This window comes from Mesorhizobium sp. M1342 (genome assembly GCF_040317955.1).
Taxonomy (GTDB): Bacteria; Pseudomonadota; Alphaproteobacteria; order Rhizobiales; family Rhizobiaceae; genus Mesorhizobium.
On the sequence record NZ_JAMYLI010000027.1, the window covers coordinates 48,816 to 66,774 of the forward strand.

Here is a 17,959-nt window from a genome sequence, read left to right on the forward strand (position 1 = left end):
CGGTCAGCCCTTGGGCCGTGATGCCTTCTCGGCGATGCCCGAACGCCGGGTGCGGCCTTCGAGTTCCCTAAGCACGTCGCTCAGCGGAACCCCGGAGAGGCCGAGAACGACGAGCCAATGATATATAAGATCGGCACTTTCCGAAACGATGGCCGGTTTGTCGCCCTTGACGGCGGCAATCACCGTCTCGACCGCCTCCTCGCCGAGCTTCTGCGCCGCCTTGTCGATGCCGCGCGCGAACAGTTTTGCCGTCCACGAGTCCGGGTCGCCGGAATGGGCGCGTTCCCCAACGATTTTTTCCAGATCGGAAAGCGAAAACTCAGCCATGGCGTCATCTATCTGCTTGTTTAAGCGTGATCTTTTCCGAAAACCGGTTCCCACTTTTCGGGATCATGCTTTAGGGCCGATTATTCACAGAGTCCAGCCGCATCGGCAGCCCCGCGGCGGCCATATGTGCCTTGGCCTGCGCTATCGTGTAGGTGCCGAAATGGAAGATCGACGCCGCCAGAACCGCGCCGGCATGGCCGTCGCGAATGCCTTCGACCATGTGGTCGAGCGTGCCGACACCGCCGGAAGCGATCACCGGCGCGCGCACGGCGTCTGATATCGCGCGGGTCAGCGCGATGTCGTAGCCGGCCTTGGTGCCGTCCCGATCCATCGAGGTCAGCAGGATCTCGCCGGCGCCGCGATCGACCATTTTCCGGGCGAACTCGACCGCATCGATGCCGGTCTTTTCGCGGCCGCCATGGGTGAAGATCTCCCAGCGGTCGGTCTCACTGGTGCTCGACACCTTCTTGGCGTCGATGGCGACGACGATGCACTGGTTGCCGAACTTGTCGGCGGCCTCGGCAACAAAATCCGGGTTCTTCACCGCGGCCGTGTTGATCGACACCTTGTCGGCGCCGGCCAAGAGCAGCTTCCTGATATCGGCGACCTGGCGCACGCCGCCCCCGACGGTCAGCGGCATGAAACATTGTTCGGCGGTGCGTGCGATGACGTCGAAGATGGTTTCGCGATTGTCCGACGAAGCGGTGATGTCGAGGAAGCAGAGTTCGTCGGCGCCGGCCGCGTCATAGGCCTTGGCCGCCTCGACCGGATCGCCGGCGTCGACGAGATCGACGAAGTTGACGCCCTTGACGACACGGCCGTTCTTGACGTCGAGACAGGGGATGACACGGGCTTTCAGCATCAGCGGCCCTCTATCGTGGCGATGAGATCGTTCAGCAACTGGCCAACCAGCGGCGGAACATCGGCCTGGGCGTCGAAGGCCGGGTCGTAGGCGGAGACGGTGATGCCGACGACCGGCACCGCCAGCGCCATGGCGCAAGTGGCGTCGCGCAGCTGTTCCGGGCTCGGGCCGCCCGAAGTGATATAGCGGTTGGCCTGCAGCTCCCGGGGATCATGCACGTCCATATCCAGATGCATGTGCACGCGTCTGGCGCCGGCGATCTTCAGTCTTTCGGCCGCCTGGGCCACCCCGGAGCATTCCGTCCGCACGATCGGCAAGGTCTCGAGAAGCTGTCTTTCCGCCGGATCGAGATCGCGCGCGTTGACGAGCACGCAACGCGACGGATCGATCGGCCTGAAGCCGGGAATGGCCGACGCCATCGGCCGCCAGCACAGGCCAAGCACCGTCGCCAGCGCCATGCCGTCGAGAAAGCCATATGTGGATGTCTCGGGCGTGTTCAGGTCGCCATGCTGGTCGGCCCAGATGATCGCATCGGCGTCTTCGCCGGCGACCGCGCCGGCGCTGGTCAGGCAGTTTCCCGCAAGGACGATGGGAAACCGACCGGCGTCACGGGCAAGGCGAACCTCGGTCGCAACCGCGTTGCAGACGGCAAAGCCAGTGGCGATCTCGCGCTCCTGATCGTCTCCGACCTTGCCGATGTCCCCGACCGCGACGTCGTGACCGGCCATCGTCAAGGCTTCGACGAGCCCGCCCGAGACCAGCGCGTCCGGACCTTGGCCCATGCCGCCATGGTAATGGCCGCTGTCATAGGAGGCCAGGATGATGGAAATTTTCACGTCCGCGGCTCCGCCGCTGGCCGGCCCTGCAGGATCGCCAGCGCCTCGGCCGGATCAATGCGACCGTCATAGAGCGCGCGCCCGGAGATCGCGCCTTCGAGCTTTTGCGCATCGGGCATGGTCATGCGCACGATGTCGGCGATCGATGCGAGGCCGCCCGACGCGATGACCGGGATCGACACGGCCTCTGCGAGGTCGATGGTGGCGTCCCAATTGATGCCGGTCAAAACGCCGTCGCGGTCGATGTCGGTGTAGATGATGGCGGCGACGCCGGCGCCCTCGAATTTCCTGGCCAGTTCGACGACGCCGAGGCTCGACGCCTCGGCCCAGCCCTCGACGGCGACCTTGCCGCCCTTGGCGTCGATGCCGACCGCGACCTTGCCCGGAAACGCCTTGCAGGCCTGCTTGACCAGGTCGGGATCGCGCACCGCCACCGTGCCGAGGATGACGCGGGCCAGCCCGCGCTCGAGCCAATCCTCGATCTGCGCCAGCGTGCGGATGCCGCCGCCGAGCTGCACCGGGTTCTTCGTTGCCTTGAGGATGGCGCCGACCGCGGCACTGTTGACGCTCTGGCCCTGGAAGGCGCCGTTGAGGTCGACGACATGCAGCCATTCGAAGCCCTGTTGCTCGAAGGCTCGCGCCTGGGCTGCAGGATCATCGTTGTAGATGGTCGCGGTGGCCATGTCACCGTGCCTGAGGCGCACGCACTGGCCGTCCTTGAGGTCGATGGCGGGGAAAAGGATCATCCGTTCAGGCGCCTTCCACAATGGCGAAATGCGACGTCGAATAGAGGCGTCGGAACTTCAGCGCCGCCTGGTATTCGGGCGAATGGAAGCAGGCGAGTGCGACCGCGTAGCTCTCGAACTCGATGATGACATGGCGATTGCCCGATGGCCCTTCCGGGCTCGACGACCGACCGCCGCGGGTCAGGAATTTTGCGCTATATTTGTCGAAAGCCGCTTTGTTGGCGGCAATGTATAGCGGATAATTTTCCGGATCGGTCACCTCGACCATCGCCATCCAGTAGCCCTTCTTGCTCATCGGTTTTCAGGGCCTCCAGCGCAGGAAATTGGTGATCAGCGCCAAGCCCAGCGCCTGGCTCTTTTCCGGGTGAAACTGCGTGCCGACGAGATTGTCGCGGGCGACGGCCGCCGTCACCGGGCCGCCATAGTCGGCGACCGCCAGAACCTCTTCCGCCTTGCCCGCATCGAGATGGTAGGAATGCACGAAATAGGCATGCAGCCCGCTTGCGCCAGTCGGTATGCCGGCAAACAGCGGATGCTGGCGCTTGAGCTCGATCGTGTTCCAGCCGATCTGCGGGATCTTCAGCGTCGGATCGGCCGGCGTGATCTCCTTGACGTCACCTGATACCCAGCCGAAGCCGTTGGTGATTGTCTTTTCCAGGCCGCGCTCGGACATCAGCTGCATGCCGACGCAGATGCCGAGGAACGGCCGGCCCTTGTCGATAGCCACCTCCTCGACCGCTTCCCACATGCCTTCGAGGGCATGCAAGCCGGCCGCGCAGTCGGCATAGGCGCCGACGCCGGGCAGGACGATGCGGTCGGCCGTGCGCACCCGTTCGGCATCCGATGTCAGGTCGATAGCAGCCGATATGCCGGCTTCCCGCGCGGCGCGCTCGAAAGCCTTGGTGGCCGAGCGCAGATTGCCCGAGCCGTAGTCGATGATCGCAACCCGCATGTCAGCTTCTTCCCGGAATGTGGGTCAGCCCCAGCGCCATGCCCGGCTGCGACGGCCGCGCCAGGGCAGCGTCCGGGACCATGCGCGGCGCCGGCACAACCTCATCGGCAAGCGCTTCCGCTTCCAGCGCATAGCGTGTGTCGGCATCGTCGAGCCAACCGGCTTCGACCGCGCCCCATTCGTGCCAACCGCGCCGGCGAAGTGCCGCGATGCGCAGGCCTTGCCCTTCCAGTCCGACATAGAGCGAAACCAACAGTGACAGCAGCGAGCCGGCCAGACCAAGGCCGAGCTTCTGGCCCAGCATCGAAAGCAGGCCCATGACGACGAAGGCAAGCGCTGCCTCGATCCACAACCGATGCCAGGCGAACCATAGCGGCGGCACCAGGAGGCCCAGCCAGGTGAAGCCATCGCGGACAAAGGCCGTTGCATCGGCCTTCTCGCTGCGGCCTGGCGGTTCCATCACGACATAGGTGGCCATGGCCTTATCCCTTCAACGATCCCTTGGTGGAGGGAACCGCATCCGGCTGGCGCGGATCGCGTTCGAGGGCAACGCGCAGCGCGCGCGCCACCGCCTTGAAGCAGGTCTCGGCGATGTGATGGTTGTTGGCGCCATAGTGATTGGTGACATGCAGCGTGATGCCGGCATTCTGCGCCAGCGCCTGGAAGAATTCGCGCACCAGCTCGGTGTCGAAGGTGCCGATCTTCGGCGATGAGAAGGAAACGTTCCAGACCAGGAAGGGACGGCCGGACACGTCGATCGCGGCGCGCGTCAGCGTCTCGTCCATGGCAAGGTCGATCGAGGCATAACGCATGATGCCGCGCCGCTCGCCCAGTGCCTTGGCCAGCGCCTGGCCGAGCGCGATGCCGGTGTCCTCGACCGTGTGGTGGTCGTCGATGTGCAGATCGCCCTTCGCCCTGACCGTCATGTCGATCAGGGAGTGGCGCGACAGCTGGTCCAGCATATGGTCGAAGAAGCCGACGCCCGTGGCGATATCCGACTTGCCGGAGCCGTCGACATGGACCGCCACGGAGATGTCGGTTTCCTTGGTCTTGCGGCTTGCTTCGGCGGAACGGGGCGGCATCACTCTATCCTTGTCCCAGAGGTTCACATCGTGACCGGCTCAGAGGCTTCAAGCGCTCGCAGGCTTGAAAACGAAAGCCTTCTAGCAGCATGATCCGGCGATTGCCAGTTGCCTCTGACAGCGGTATCGGCCTTGCCAGAGAGCGATTTGCAATCACCGGCCCCATGCATACATATGGCCAATCAAAGTTACTCGTACCGCGCCAATCGCCTTATCGGGATGGCGCTGCTCGGAGCCAGTAAATGTCCAATGAACTGACCATGCACGCCACGACCATCGTGACGGTGCGCAAGGGCAACAAGGTGGTGATCGCCGGCGACGGCCAGGTCAGCCTTGGCCAGACCATCATGAAGGGCAACGCCAAAAAGGTGCGCCGCATCGGCAAGGGCGGCAATGTGATCGCCGGCTTCGCCGGCGCCACCGCCGACGCCTTCACGCTGCTGGAACGGCTCGAGGCCAAGCTCGAACAATATCCAGACCAGCTGACGCGCGCCTGCGTCGAGCTCGCCAAGGACTGGCGAACCGACCGCTATCTGCGCCGGCTGGAAGCGATGATGTTGGTGGCCGACAAGTCGGTGTCGCTGGCGCTGACCGGCACCGGCGACGTGCTCGAACCCGAATTTGGTGTCATGGCCATCGGTTCGGGCGGCAATTACGCGCTGGCGGCGGCACGCGCGCTGATGGACAGCGACAAGGATGCCGAGGAGATCGCCCGCAAGGCGATGCAGATCGCATCCGACATCTGCGTCTACACCAACAACAGCTTCGTCGTCGAAACGCTCGATGTCGGCTGAGCGGGCCGACCATGATCCCGAAACGTGGAAACCGGTTTTCTCGGACGAACGGTTCCGTTCGTCCAGAGATCATGGTCCAACAAGAAGATAGCTATGATTTTCGGCCGGTGACCGAGAAAGACCTGCCGATGATCGCCGGCTGGCTCGCCGAACCGCATGTCGCCGAGTGGTGGGACGATCCCGAGATCGAGATCGCGCAGATCCGCGAGCACATCGACTCGATTTCCGTCGAGCCGCTGATTATCGAACTCGACGGCAAGCCGATCGGTTATCTGCAGACCTATGATCCGCATCTGGAGGACGGCCATCCCTATGCCGACCAGCCGTTCGGCACGCTCGGCATCGACCTGTCGATCGGCCGGCCGGAGCTGGTCGGGCTCGGCCATGGCTCGGCAATCGTGCGCCAGTTCGTCGAACAGCTTTTCGACGAAGGCGTGCCGCGCGTCATCATCGATCCTGATCCCGCCAATGTCAGGGCCATCCGCGCCTATGAAAAGGCTGGCTTTGTTGCCTTTGACACCAGAACATCGGAGTACGGGCCTGCCTTGATGATGGCGCGCGACGCGACGCAGGAGCCCAATTGATCAGCGCCGAAACACTCGACAAGGCAGTCGCGAAAGGTTTGATCTCGCAGACCCTGCGCGATCAGTTGGAGGCCATGGAACGCGCGGTCGCTCTCGCCCCCGAGGTCAGGCGCGCCGATGACGAGGGTGACGAGGAAAACCTGCGGCTGGTCGGCGGCGGCAACGATCTGTTCGTCACCGTTGGAACCGTTCTGCTCAGCGCCGGCTTCTTCTTTGTCCTCACCACCTTGCTTCCAGGCCAGACATTCTGGATCGCCGGCATCCTCGCGGTTTTCGCCTGGGGGCTCGCCGAAATTGTCACGCGTCAGCACCGGATGAAATTATCGTCGTCCGTGCTTGCCCTGATTTTCATGGCCGCCATTCTGGCCGCTCTGGCGCTACAAGTGGAGGCCAGCTTCGGCATACGCAAGCCGGAGACCATCTGGCAGCTATTGGCGTTGCGCCAGACGGCGTCCCAGGCCGGATATCTGTTCCTGGGCGGAGGAATAATTGCGGCGGCGATCTATTTCTGGCGCTTTCGCGTCCCCATCATTGCCGGGGCTATCGCCATCGCCTTTACACTGCTTGCCTTCCTGCAAACGGCGATAATCCTGTATGACAGCGTGACAGCGGGTGCGATTGCGCCGCCGCGTATTGAGGATGTTCCCGAATTGCTCCGAGCGGCACTTTACATGCCGCTGATCTGCGGCCTGATCGTGTTCGCAACGGGTGTAGCTTTTGACATTTACGATAGGGATCGACGCAAGATCTGGTCCGATTGCGCTTTCTGGCTGCATGTCGTCTCGGCGCCCATGCTGGTGCATCCGCTGTTTATCATGGCGACCGGCCAGAACGTCGTATTCGGACATATCGCGCCGGACGCCAATGCAACCATCATGCTGACGGTCCTGATCCTTGGCTTCCTCTATGTCGCGCTGGCCATAGACCGCCGTTCGCTTCTGGTTCCTACATTGGCTTACTTCGGTTCGCTGGGCATCTATTATCTGGTGAATTCCGCCTCCGATTCGACGGGCATCCCGCCTTTTGCCTTGATCCTGGTCGTTGTTGGCGCGCTGATCATTCTGTTCGGGGCTGGCTGGCAGCGTATCCGGCGGATTGTGGTCAAACCCACCTTGCCGGCTGCCGTGATCCGCCGGCTACCGCCGCTGAAGGCGTGACAAGGCTTTGTGATGATCGACACGGCGACGCGAAACGAGGGGGAATGAACCGATGACGACACCGGCCACGGAGAGCAGCTATTCGGCCTATGAAGACAGCTGGCGGATGGGGCTTCTGCTCGTCCTCGCCCTGATCATCTTCCAGGCCGGGGCGCTCTACGGCATGGGGCGAACGCCGATCTGCACCTGCGGCTACGTCAAGCTCTGGCATGGCGTCGTGCAGAGTTCGGAGAATTCCCAGCACATTTCGGACTGGTATACGTTCTCGCACATCATCCACGGCTTCCTGTTCTATGCGCTGGCAAGATTCCTGTTCCCGCGTTCGCCGATCGGCTTGAGGCTGGCGTTCGCCGTCTTCATCGAAGGCGGCTGGGAGCTGCTCGAAAACAGCCCGTTCATCATCGAGCGCTACCGCGCCGGCACCATCTCGCTCGACTATTACGGCGACAGCATCATCAATTCGGTGTCCGACACACTGGCCATGGTGCTGGGATTTGTGATGGCGCGAAGGCTACCTATATGGGTGATCGTCAGCCTTGCCATCATCTTCGAACTCGGTACCGGCTATCTCATCCGGGACAATCTGACACTCAACGTGATCATGCTGCTGCATCCGTTCGAGGCCATCAAGCAGTGGCAAAGTGGAATCTAGTGATATGAGCACATTTTCTCCCCGCGAAATCGTTTCGGAACTCGACCGTTTCATCATCGGCCAGAAGGACGCCAAGCGCGCCGTGGCTATCGCCTTGCGCAACCGCTGGCGCCGCCAGCAGCTGGAAGGCCAGATGCGCGAAGAGGTGATGCCGAAGAACATCCTGATGATCGGGCCGACCGGCGTCGGCAAGACGGAAATCTCGCGCCGCCTGGCGCGGCTCGCCGGTGCGCCTTTCGTCAAGGTCGAGGCGACCAAGTTCACCGAGGTCGGCTATGTCGGCCGCGATGTCGAACAGATCATCCGTGATCTGGTCGAGATCGCCATCGGCCTGGTGCGCGAGAAGATGCGCGAGGACGTCAAGGCGCGCGCCCACGTCAACGCCGAGGAACGCGTACTGGAAGCATTGGTCGGCAAGACGGCGAGCCCGGCCACCCGCGACTCGTTCCGCAAGAAGCTGCGCGACGGCGAACTCGATGACAAGGAGATCGAGGTCGAGGTCGCCGATACCGGCGCTGGCGGCATGCCGGGTTTCGAGATCCCCGGCATGCCGGGCGCCAATATCGGCGTGCTGAACATCAACGACATGCTGTCGAAGGCGATGGGCGGCAAGAAGACCAAGATGCGCAAGACGACGGTGAAGGAATCCTACGACCTGCTGGTCAACGACGAGTCCGACAAGCTGCTCGACCAGGACGAGGTGGTGCGCCGGGCGCTCGATGCGACGGAGAATGACGGCATCGTCTTCCTCGACGAGATCGACAAGATCGCCTCGCGTGAAGGCGGCATGGGCGCCGGCGTTTCCCGCGAAGGCGTGCAGCGCGACCTGCTGCCGCTGATCGAAGGCACCACGGTGGCGACCAAATACGGGCCGCTGAAGACCGACCACATCCTGTTCATCGCCTCCGGCGCCTTCCACGTCTCGAAGCCGTCAGACCTGTTGCCGGAATTGCAGGGTCGCCTGCCGATCCGAGTCGAGTTGCGGGCGCTGGAGAAGGACGATTTCGTGCGCATCCTGACCGAGACCGAGGCCAGTCTGATCAAGCAGTATATCGCGCTGATGAAGACCGAGGGCGTCGACCTGACCTTCACCGACGACGCCATCGATTCGCTGGCCGGCATCGCCGTCGACCTCAACGCCAGCGTCGAGAACATCGGCGCAAGACGACTGCAGACAGTGATGGAACGGGTGCTGGACGAAATCTCCTACGACGCGCCCGACCGCAACGGAACCAGCGTCACCATCGACGCCGCCTATGTGGAAAAGCATGTCGGCGACCTGTCCAGGAATACCGACCTGTCGCGGTTCATCCTTTGAACGACGGCGCCGGAACGTTCCGGCGCCGGTCCAGGCAACATTTTCCGGCCAGCAAAATCATGTGTGGCCAGATGGTATCATCTGGCCAGCTTTCGTAGTGCCGGGTGAAGGGGCGCTCTCGACTCGACCAAGAGCTTTACCTAGTTTGCGCGGCAATTCTCGATCTCTTGGTTTGACGCAATTCCGGAAAACCGTTTCACACTTTTCCTGGAATTGCTTGGGCGGCGGGTGCATGAAAAAACTGATCCTGGTTATTCTCGGCTTGACGCTGGCGGCGACGCTGTTCGCCGCCGAGGCAGCGACATTGGTGGCGCCGGGAAATCGCAATGCCGTGCAGCCCGACATTCCCGGCGCCTCCAGCCGGCGCACGCAAGCGACCAACACCAGCTTCCAGGCGAAGTACCGCAAGGTCTACGCCCTGCTGCAGAACGACGCCGATCTGCGCGGCAAAATCAAGGAGGCAGCCGCCACCTACGGCATCGATCCCTTGCACATCGTCGGCGCCATCGTCGGCGAGCACACCTACAATGTCGATGCCTATGACCGGCTGCAGACCTACTACGTCAAGGCGATCTCCTATCTCTCCAGCAAGCTGTCCTTCGCCTATGACGGCGAGGACATCACCGATTTCGTGCAGCGGCCGGAATTCAAGAAATGCGCCGCAATGTCCGACAGCTACGATCTGTGGGAATGCCGCGAACAGGTGTGGAACCGTTCGTTTCGCGGCAAGTCGGTCGGCGGGACGAACTTTCCCGACGACCGTTTCGGCGCCACCTTCTTCCAGCCCTATTATGCCGGCCAGACCTTCGGCCTGGGTCAGCTCAATCCGCTGACCGCCCTGCAGATGAGCGATCTGGTGCACAAGGTTTCGGGCCTGCCCAGGCTCGACGTCGGCGATCCCAATTCGGTCTACAAGACCATCATGGATCCCGACCTGACGCTGCCTTACGTCGCCGCGACGATCAGGAAATCGATCGATGCCTACAAAAGCATTGCCGGCTTCGACATTTCGGGCAATCCCGGGCTGACCGCCACGCTCTACAATGTCGGCAATCCGGAGCAGCGCGCCGATGCCTTGAAAGCTGAGAACGACAGGCGCCGCGCCGCCGGCGAGCCGGAAAAGCTGCCGGAAGAGAATTACTATGGCTGGCTGGTGAATGACAAATTGGCGGAGCTGAAGGCGCTGTTTTAGCGGGTTTGAGCTCAGGCCTCTACCTCCCGCTTGTGGGGAGGGTATCGCATATGGACTCTTGCGAAGAAGGACCCCCACCCTAACCCTCCCCACAAGGGGGAGGGAACGCTGTCGCGTGCCTTTTATTCTTCTTTGGCGCCGAAAAGTCAGGCGACTAGCCTAGGTCGGCGCCGACGGAAGTCTCCCTCCCCCTTGTGGGGAGGGGTTAGGGGTGGGGGTCGGTGCCGGGCAGACATCTCAGGAATTCCATATGCGATTACCCTTCCCACAAGGGGCAGAGCAGGCTCAAGCCGCCAGCAGCGACTTCAGCTTGACGTCCTGCGATCCCAGTGCTTCCGGCGCCGGCTTCGCGCGCTTGCCGATCAGCATTTCAGCCAGCCTGATGTCGCGGGCGACCGCGTTGCCGGGGCCGATGCCGCTGGCCGCCACCAGCCTGCCGTCCTGGGCCAGATGGAAGAGGATGAAAGCGCCGTCGCCGAGGTCGCGGCGCACGGTGCTGCTGCCTTCGTCGGACAGCCCGGCAATCTGCAGGGACAGACCATATTGATCCGACCAGAACCATGGCACCGCCGCATGCGCCTCGCCGGCACCCAGCATATTCCTCGCCGCCAGCGCGCCCTGCTCCTGGGCGTTGCGCCAGGCTTCCAGCCGTACGCGGCGGCCGCCATAGACGGCGAGCGGAAACGAGCAGCAATCGCCGGCGGCAAAGATGTCGGGATCGCTGCTGCGCAGCTCGGCATCGACGGCAATGCCGTTGTCGATCGCCAGCCCAGCTTCGGCCGCAAGCCCGGTCACCGGCACGGCGCCGATGCCGATGATCGCGAGGTCGGCGACGATTTCCCGGCCGCCGGCAAGCGCTATGCGCACCTTGTTGCCGTCGTCGGCGATGGACGCGATGCCGTCCCCGCACAGAATATCAACGCCCTCGGCGATGTGTGCATCGTGGATAATTTCGGCGATCTCGGCCGGCACGCCGCGCATCAGGATGCGCGGCTGCGCCTCGATAACGGTGACCGCAGCGCCTAGCTTGCGGGCCGCGGCCGCGAGTTCGAGACCGATGAAACCGCCGCCGATGATGGCGATACGGTTACCACGGTTGAGATGCGCGCGAATGGCGAGCGCGTCAGTGAAGGTTCTGAGATAGACGCAGCGCGGACCCAGCCCCGGCATCGGCAGCTTGCGCGGGGTCGAACCGGTTGCCAGCAGGAGCTTGTCGTAAGGCAGGACCGATCCGTCCGACAGGCGCACCGCATGCGCCGCGCGATCGATCGCCACGGCCTGGACGGAATGGATATGCCGGATCGATTTCTCGGCCAGAATGGCGTCGCTGGCGATCGCCTTGATCTCGGGCGCATCGCTGGCCATCGCCTCCTTGGACAGAGGCGGGCGCTCGTAGGGCAGATGCGGCTCGTCGCCGACCAGCGTCACCGGCCCCCGATAATCGAGGTCGCGCAGCGCCAATGCCGCCCGCCCGCCGCATTCGCCGGCGCCGATGATGAGCATCCCCCCCGCCATGTCAGTCATCCGATCTGGATCAGGACTTTGCCGGCATCGACCTTGACCGGATAGGTCTTGAGATTGACGCAGACCGGGGCGCCGCGGGCGTCACCCGTCTTGTAGTTGAAGCGGCCATTGTGCTTGGGGCATTCGATGATGTCATCCATCACCAGCCCGTCGGCCAGGTGCACCTTTTCATGCGTACAAAGGCCGTCGGTGGCGAAGAACTCGTCGTCGGGGCTGCGATAGATGGCGAAGGTGCGGCCGCCATGGTCGAAGCGCATCACATCCTCCTCGTCTATGTCGCCGGTGGCGCAGGCCTCGACCCAGTCGCTCATTCAAGTCCTCCCTAAAAGCAATCCAGAAAAAGTGCGCAGCGGTTTTCCGCCCGGAATTGCGTTAAAATAAACAGTCCAGATCGGATGGAAGCACGATCATTCCGCCGCGGCGACGATAGTGTCGTTGTGGAATTCTTCGCGATATGGCCGTGCGGTCGGCGGCAGCTCGCGTTTGAGGAAATAGTCCTCGTTGCGCAGCTGGCGCAGGAAGACCGGGATCATCTCGCGATAGCCGGCCAGGATCGACGGTGTCGGTTCCGGCAGATCGTGCTTGATCAGTTCGTGCAGCCTCGGCAGCGCATGATAGGGCACCATCGGGAACATGTGATGCTCGACATGGTAGTTCATGTTCCAGTAGATGAAGCGGCTGATCGGGTTCATGTAGACGGTGCGGCTGTTCAGCCTGTGGTCGGTGACGTTATCGGCCAGGCCGCCATGCTGCAGCAGCCCGACCATGACGTGATGCCAGGCGCCATAGAGCCTGGGCAGGCCAACCAGCATCAGCGGCAGAAACGAACCGGTGTAGAACGCCAGCGCGATGGTGGCGGCATAGATCGCCGTCCAGATGCGGGCGATCCGGATCGCCTTGGGCTGTTCCTGCTCGGGAATGAAGGTCTTTTCCGCCGCGCTGATGTTGCCGGCGGCGTTGCGCAGCATATCGCTCATCGCATGCCAGGCGTCGAGCACGCCGACGAAGCCCAGGACGGCGCGAACCAGGTCCGGCGGCCGCATGACCGAGATTTCCGGGTCGCGGCCGACGATGACGGTGTCGGTGTGGTGGCGCGTGTGGCTCCAGCGCCAGGTCACCGGATTGCGCATGATCATGAAGCAGGCGATCTGATAGACCACATCATTCATCCACTGCGTCCGGAAGGCGGTGCCGTGCCCACATTCGTGCCAGCGTGAATCCGTCGACGAACCGTAGAGGACGCCATAGACGAAGAAGAACGGCACGCACCACCATGTGCCCCAGAACCAGGCGCCGCCGGCGCCGCTGACGATCAGCGCGGCGAACCAGATTGCCGTATCGCGGATCGCCGGCCCGTCGGAGCGCTGCATCAGCTCCTTCATCTGCTTGCGCGGTACGTCGGTGTGATACCACTCGGCGGCCGACAGGCCGGTCTCGACGGCGAGCCTGGCGTCGCGGCCGATCAGGCTGTAGTCACGCCGGGACGGCGCAGTGGACATGATTTGCCTCCCTCGGCAAAGGCATCCGCCAGAGCGATGCCGTGAAATCCCTTGGTTTCGAGCATCAAAGTAACGCCGACCGATGATAGACTCAACATCACAAAGATAGTTTCTATCATTTCCCATCAGGATGATGTACGAAGGCTCAAGCAAATCCGACGAGGCAAGCATGGTGAAGCGGCCGACAATATCAGATCTGGCGCGCATCTCGGGCGTCAGTGTCGCCACCGTCGACCGCGTGCTGAACAACCGGCTGCCGGTGCGCGAAGAGACAGCGCGCCGCGTCTACGAGACCGCTACCGATATCGGCTACCACGCCGCCGGCCTCATCAAGCAGCGCATGCGCCAGGAATTGCCGGAGTACCGGCTGGGCTTCCTGCTGCTGCGGGGCAATGATGCCTTCTACGGCGACTTCGCGCGGGAACTTGAACTGGCCATCTCGCAATCGCAACGCTTCCGCGGCGTTGCGACCATCGATTTCGCCAGTTCCCTGGCTCCCGACGAAATCGCCTCCCAGATGCGCAGGCTGGCGGCGAAATCGAGGGCAATCGCCGTTGTCGGTCCGGACCATCCGACCCTGACAGCGGTCGTGGAAACCTTGAAGGCGAGAGGGCAGCCGGTCTTTTCGGTGCTGTCCGACTTTGCCGCCGGCATCCGGGAGGGCTATATCGGCCTCGACAACCGCAAGGTCGGGCGCACCGCCGCATGGATGATCTCCAAAGCAGCCAAGCGGCCCGGCAAGGTCGCCCTCTTCGTCGGCAGCCACCGCTTCCACGGCCATGAGCTGCGTGAGATCGGCTTTCGCTCCTTCTTCCGCGAGCATGCGCCGGAGTTCAGCGTGCTTGAAACGCTGGTCAATCTGGAAGCCAACCAGGTGACCCATGACGCGATGATCGATCTTCTGGCGCGTTATCCGGATCTTGCCGGCTGCTACGTCGCCGGCGGCGGCATGGAAGGCGCGGTCTCGGCACTGCGGGCAGCGAAACCCGCGACCATGCCGGTGGTCGTCTGCAACGAGATCAACGCCGAATCGCGCGCGGCACTCGCCGACAACATCCTCACCATGGTGATCTCGACCCCGCTCGCCGCTTTGTGCCGTGAGCTTGTCGACCTGATGGCGCATGCCATCGAAACCGGCGCCGCCAACGCTCCGGGCCAGACCTTCCTGCCCTTTGACATCTACCTGCCGGAAAACATCTAGCCCGCCGCCGCGCAAGGCCGCCGAGGCAAATGATAGAATCCATCAGAGCGATGCGTAAATCGGCCCGCAGGCCGCGGAATCGCCCTTGACGCCCCGATGTGAAATGGAATAAATATTTCATCATCTGTGTATTTTGGTTCTTTCGTTCCGGAACATCTGTTTCAAACAGAGGGCTTGACGTTCCAGCCAGGAGGCAAGCGTCATCCGGAATAGAAAAGATATCAGGGAGAGATTCCCCGGGGAGATCGGGGATTCCGGATAAATCGGTGAAACCGGACACCAATATGTGGAGGAGAAACACAATGAAGAAATTGATTTTGGGCGTCGCCTTCGCGGCGCTGATGAGCTCATCCGCCTTGGCCGCCAAGGTTGGCGTGTCGATGGCCAAGTTCGACGACAACTTCCTGACCGTGCTGCGCAACGGCATGATCGAGCAGGCCAAGGGCATGAGCGGCGTGGAGCTGCAGGTCGAGGACGCGCAGAACGACGTTGCCAAGCAGCTCGACCAGATCAAGAACTTCGCCGCCTCGGGCGTCGATGCCATCATCGTCAACCCGGTCGACACTTCGGCCACGCAGGCGATGTCGGATGCCGCGGCGGCCGCCAAGATCCCGCTGGTCTATGTCAACCGCGAGCCGGTCAATGTCGACACGCTGCCCGACAACCAGGCCTTCGTCGCCTCGAACGAAGCCGATTCCGGCACGCTCGAGACCAAGGAAGTCTGCCGCCTGTTCAAGGAAGCCGGCAAGAAGGAAGCCAATGTCTATGTGATCATGGGCGAGCTTTCCAACCAGGCCGCCGTGCAGCGCACCAAGGACATCGACGATGTGATCGCGACGCCGGATTGCAGCTTCATCAAGATCATCGACAAGCAGACGTCGAACTGGAACCGCGACGAGGCGCAGAACCTGATGACCAACTGGCTGTCGACCGGCAAGCCGTTCGACGGCGTCATCGCCAACAATGACGAAAGCGCCATCGGCGCCATCCAGGCGATGAAGGCCGGCAACATCGACATGAAGGCGGTTGTCGTCGGCGGCGTCGATGCCACCCAGGACGCGCTGGCGGCAATGCAGGCGGGCGACCTCGACGTAACCGTGTTCCAGGACGCGGCCGGCCAGGGCGCCGGCGCTCTCGATGCGGCGCTCAAGCTCTCCAAGGGCGAGAAGGTCGAGCACAAGGTCTACGTGCCCTTCCAGCTGGTGACGCCGGCCAACATCGACAAGTTCCTGAAGAAGAACTGAGCCGCCAACGGTTCGATACGGAGCGGCGCTCTCGATCGCGACAGCGCCGCTCCCCTCTCTCCCTCGGCGCCGGCACGGCGCGAGGGCGACCGCGGCTGATGGAGACAGGATACGTGGCACAGACATCTCATGGCGTCGGCGGCGTCGGCTATGATGCGAGGAAGCGCACATGGCCGGCCGAGTTCAATGTTTTCCTGGCATTGGTCATTCTCGTCGTCATCTTCGAACTGATCGGCCGCGTCTTTCTCGGCGACAGCTTCCTGTTCAACACACGCAGCGACGTCGGCGGCATCTTCAACGAAGCGCGCCTGCAGATCATCATCCTGCAGGTGTCGATCGTCGGCATCATCGCCATCGGCGTGACGCAAGTGATCATCACCGGCGGCATCGACCTGTCCTCGGGCTCGATCGTCGGCGCGACCGCCATGATCGCCATGAGCTTCGCCCAGGTGGCGACGGTCAACGGCAACCCCAATCCCAAGGCGATGTTTTTGGCGCAAGGCTGGACGGACCTGCCTGTCATCGTGCCGCTGCTGGTGGCGATCGCCTGCGGCCTGTTTGCCGGCCTGGTCAATGGCGCGCTGATCGCCTACACGCGCATTCCGCCGTTCATCGCCACGCTCGGCATGATGGTGACCGCGCGCGGCATCGCCAAATGGTGGTCCAAGGGCCAGCCAATCTCGTTTCCCACCGAGAGTTTCGCCGGCATCGGCAAAGGCCTGATGCCCGTCGTCATCTTCCTGTCGCTGGCCGTCCTGTTCCAGCTGATCATGACCTACACCAGGTACGGCAAGCACTGTTACGCGATCGGCTCCAACGAAGATGCCGCGCGCATGTCCGGCATCAAGATCGCCAACCACAAGATCCTGGTCTACGTCATCGCCGGCATTCTCGCCGCGCTCGCCGCCGTGGTGCTGAGCTCCAAGAACCTGACCGCGCAGTCCGGCATGGGCGTGATGTACGAGCTCGACGCCATCGCCATGGCGGTCATCGGCGGCGTCTCCCTGTCGGGCGGCCGCGGCTCGATCATCGGCACGGTGATCGGCTCGCTGATCTTCGGCGTCATCATCTCCGGCTTCACCTTCCTGCGCCTCGACGCCTACTACCAGGAGATGGTCAAGGGCGTGATCATCGTCGGTGCGGTGGTTCTCGACCAGTGGCGTCAACGCCTGCGGGCAATGAGGGCATGACCATGTCAGACATCGTCCTGAAGACCGAAAACCTGACCAAGCGCTATGGCGGCGTGCACGCGCTGGAAGGCGCTAATTTCGAGCTGCGCAAGGGCGAGCATGTCGCCATCATGGGCGACAACGGCGCCGGCAAGTCGACCTTCGTGCGCCAGATCACCGGCGTCGAGCAGCGCACCAGCGGCCAGATCTGGTTCGACGGCAAGGAAGTGAATTTTGCCGGGCCGATCGAGGCTCGCACGGCGGGCATCGAGACCGTGTTCCAGAACCTGGCGCTGGCCGACGATCTCGACGTGCCGTCGAACCTGTTCCTCGGCCGCGAGAAGGTGCTGTTCAATCTCGGCCCGTTCTCGATCCTCGACCGCAAATACATGCGCAAGGCGACCGAGGCGGCGCTCGTCCGCACGGCGGTGAAGATCCCCAATCTGTCCAACACCATCCGCCACATGTCGGGCGGCCAGCGCCAGTGCGTGGCGATCGCCCGGACCGCGACCTTCGCCTCCAAGCTGATCATCATGGACGAGCCAACGGCTGCCCTTGGCGTACAGGAGACCGCGCAGGTCGAAAACATCGTCCGCACGCTCAAGGACAATGGCGAGCCGCTGATCCTGATCAGCCACAATATGCGCCAGGTGTTCGATCTCTGCGACCGCATCGTCGTGTTCCGGCGCGGCCGCATCGTCGCCAATCTGCGCAAGGAGAACACCGACGGAAACGACATCGTCTCCTACATCACCGGCGCCAAGACCGGGGAGGCGGAACTCGCGGCCTACAACAGGACGATCACCCTGTTTTAAGGACG

The 17,959-nt window shown here is 62.9% G+C and carries 21 protein-coding genes; 10 read left to right on the plus strand and 11 right to left on the minus strand.

Going from position 1 to position 17,959, the window contains the following annotated elements; translation table 11 throughout:
* Positions 1 to 3: 3 nt before the first annotated feature.
* The 8 genes from NKH06_RS25015 to hisB form a co-directional block, all read right to left on the minus strand.
* A complete protein-coding gene (locus NKH06_RS25015; protein WP_128302728.1) occupies positions 4 to 327 on the minus strand; it encodes a phosphoribosyl-ATP diphosphatase in 324 nt (107 codons plus the stop codon).
* Positions 328 to 397: 70 nt separating this feature from the next.
* Positions 398 to 1,192: an imidazole glycerol phosphate synthase subunit HisF gene (gene hisF / locus NKH06_RS25020; protein ID WP_023810638.1), complete on the minus strand. Its 795-nt coding sequence runs from the start codon at positions 1,190 to 1,192 to the stop codon at positions 398 to 400.
* Positions 1,189 to 2,025 (minus strand): arginase family protein, encoded by an 837-nt coding sequence (locus NKH06_RS25025; RefSeq protein WP_352723394.1) that lies wholly within the window; start codon positions 2,023 to 2,025, stop codon positions 1,189 to 1,191. Before NKH06_RS25025 ends, hisF begins: the two co-directional genes overlap by 4 nt.
* Positions 2,022 to 2,771, minus strand: a complete 750-nt coding sequence (hisA, locus tag NKH06_RS25030) for a 1-(5-phosphoribosyl)-5-[(5-phosphoribosylamino)methylideneamino]imidazole-4-carboxamide isomerase (RefSeq protein WP_352894419.1) — start codon at positions 2,769 to 2,771, stop codon at positions 2,022 to 2,024. The genes NKH06_RS25025 and hisA overlap by 4 nt, the downstream gene beginning before the upstream one ends.
* 4 nt (positions 2,772 to 2,775) lie before the next feature.
* Positions 2,776 to 3,066: a DUF1330 domain-containing protein gene (locus tag NKH06_RS25035; protein ID WP_352773854.1), complete on the minus strand. Its 291-nt coding sequence runs from the start codon at positions 3,064 to 3,066 to the stop codon at positions 2,776 to 2,778.
* A gap of 6 nt (positions 3,067 to 3,072) precedes the next feature.
* Positions 3,073 to 3,723 (minus strand): imidazole glycerol phosphate synthase subunit HisH, encoded by a 651-nt coding sequence (hisH, locus tag NKH06_RS25040; protein WP_128302724.1) that lies wholly within the window; start codon positions 3,721 to 3,723, stop codon positions 3,073 to 3,075.
* Position 3,724: 1 nt separating this feature from the next.
* Positions 3,725 to 4,201: a DUF2628 domain-containing protein gene (locus NKH06_RS25045; RefSeq protein ID WP_352672849.1), complete on the minus strand. Its 477-nt coding sequence runs from the start codon at positions 4,199 to 4,201 to the stop codon at positions 3,725 to 3,727.
* Between the two features lie 4 nt (positions 4,202 to 4,205).
* Positions 4,206 to 4,805 (minus strand): imidazoleglycerol-phosphate dehydratase HisB, encoded by a 600-nt coding sequence (hisB, locus tag NKH06_RS25050; protein ID WP_128302722.1) that lies wholly within the window; start codon positions 4,803 to 4,805, stop codon positions 4,206 to 4,208.
* Positions 4,806 to 5,047: 242 nt separating this feature from the next.
* On the opposite strand from hisB, the gene hslV reads away from it, so the two are divergent.
* The 6 genes from hslV (at position 5,048) to NKH06_RS25080 (ending at position 10,502) form a co-directional block, all read left to right on the plus strand.
* Entirely contained in the window at positions 5,048 to 5,599 is a 552-nt protein-coding gene (hslV, locus tag NKH06_RS25055) for an ATP-dependent protease subunit HslV (protein ID WP_023810644.1), read from the plus strand.
* A gap of 71 nt (positions 5,600 to 5,670) precedes the next feature.
* The gene (locus NKH06_RS25060; RefSeq protein WP_023810645.1) at positions 5,671 to 6,183 is read left to right on the plus strand and encodes a GNAT family N-acetyltransferase; all 513 of its coding nucleotides are present in this window, start codon (positions 5,671 to 5,673) and stop codon (positions 6,181 to 6,183) included.
* Positions 6,180 to 7,340 carry a hypothetical protein gene (locus tag NKH06_RS25065; protein ID WP_352440523.1) on the plus strand — a complete coding sequence of 387 codons (1,161 nt, stop codon included), beginning with the start codon at positions 6,180 to 6,182 and terminating at the stop codon, positions 7,338 to 7,340. Before NKH06_RS25060 ends, NKH06_RS25065 begins: the two co-directional genes overlap by 4 nt.
* A 52-nt stretch (positions 7,341 to 7,392) precedes the next feature.
* Positions 7,393 to 7,992, plus strand: coding sequence for a DUF2585 domain-containing protein (locus NKH06_RS25070; RefSeq protein ID WP_352440524.1), 600 nt, complete (start codon positions 7,393 to 7,395; stop codon positions 7,990 to 7,992).
* A gap of 4 nt (positions 7,993 to 7,996) precedes the next feature.
* Positions 7,997 to 9,310, plus strand: a complete 1,314-nt coding sequence (gene hslU, locus NKH06_RS25075; protein WP_023810648.1) for an ATP-dependent protease ATPase subunit HslU — start codon at positions 7,997 to 7,999, stop codon at positions 9,308 to 9,310.
* 232 nt (positions 9,311 to 9,542) lie between these two features.
* Entirely contained in the window at positions 9,543 to 10,502 is a 960-nt protein-coding gene (locus tag NKH06_RS25080; RefSeq protein WP_352894423.1) for a DUF1402 family protein, read from the plus strand.
* Between the two features lie 285 nt (positions 10,503 to 10,787).
* Here NKH06_RS25080 and NKH06_RS25085 read toward each other — a convergent pair whose 3' ends face one another.
* The 3 genes from NKH06_RS25085 to NKH06_RS25095 form a co-directional block, all read right to left on the minus strand.
* Positions 10,788 to 12,026: an NAD(P)/FAD-dependent oxidoreductase gene (locus NKH06_RS25085; RefSeq protein WP_352632009.1), complete on the minus strand. Its 1,239-nt coding sequence runs from the start codon at positions 12,024 to 12,026 to the stop codon at positions 10,788 to 10,790.
* Positions 12,023 to 12,337, minus strand: a complete 315-nt coding sequence (locus NKH06_RS25090) for a Rieske (2Fe-2S) protein (RefSeq protein ID WP_027161041.1) — start codon at positions 12,335 to 12,337, stop codon at positions 12,023 to 12,025. The genes NKH06_RS25085 and NKH06_RS25090 overlap by 4 nt, the downstream gene beginning before the upstream one ends.
* 96 nt (positions 12,338 to 12,433) lie before the next feature.
* The gene (locus NKH06_RS25095; RefSeq protein ID WP_352632011.1) at positions 12,434 to 13,525 is read right to left on the minus strand and encodes a fatty acid desaturase family protein; all 1,092 of its coding nucleotides are present in this window, start codon (positions 13,523 to 13,525) and stop codon (positions 12,434 to 12,436) included.
* Positions 13,526 to 13,694: 169 nt separating this feature from the next.
* Between NKH06_RS25095 and NKH06_RS25100 the strand changes: the two genes are divergently transcribed.
* The 4 genes from NKH06_RS25100 to NKH06_RS25115 all read left to right on the plus strand — a co-directional run bounded on the left by NKH06_RS25100 (position 13,695) and on the right by NKH06_RS25115 (position 17,954).
* Complete coding sequence (locus tag NKH06_RS25100; RefSeq protein WP_023810652.1) at positions 13,695 to 14,726, plus strand: LacI family DNA-binding transcriptional regulator; 1,032 nt, start codon at positions 13,695 to 13,697, stop codon at positions 14,724 to 14,726.
* A 302-nt stretch (positions 14,727 to 15,028) separates the two neighbouring features.
* The gene (locus tag NKH06_RS25105) at positions 15,029 to 15,970 is read left to right on the plus strand and encodes a sugar ABC transporter substrate-binding protein (protein WP_024502009.1); all 942 of its coding nucleotides are present in this window, start codon (positions 15,029 to 15,031) and stop codon (positions 15,968 to 15,970) included.
* A 113-nt stretch (positions 15,971 to 16,083) separates the two neighbouring features.
* Positions 16,084 to 17,160, plus strand: coding sequence for an ABC transporter permease (locus NKH06_RS25110; protein WP_352773851.1), 1,077 nt, complete (start codon positions 16,084 to 16,086; stop codon positions 17,158 to 17,160).
* Positions 17,161 to 17,162: 2 nt separating this feature from the next.
* Positions 17,163 to 17,954 (plus strand): ATP-binding cassette domain-containing protein, encoded by a 792-nt coding sequence (locus NKH06_RS25115; RefSeq protein ID WP_352894429.1) that lies wholly within the window; start codon positions 17,163 to 17,165, stop codon positions 17,952 to 17,954.
* The last annotated feature ends 5 nt before the right edge of the window (positions 17,955 to 17,959 follow it).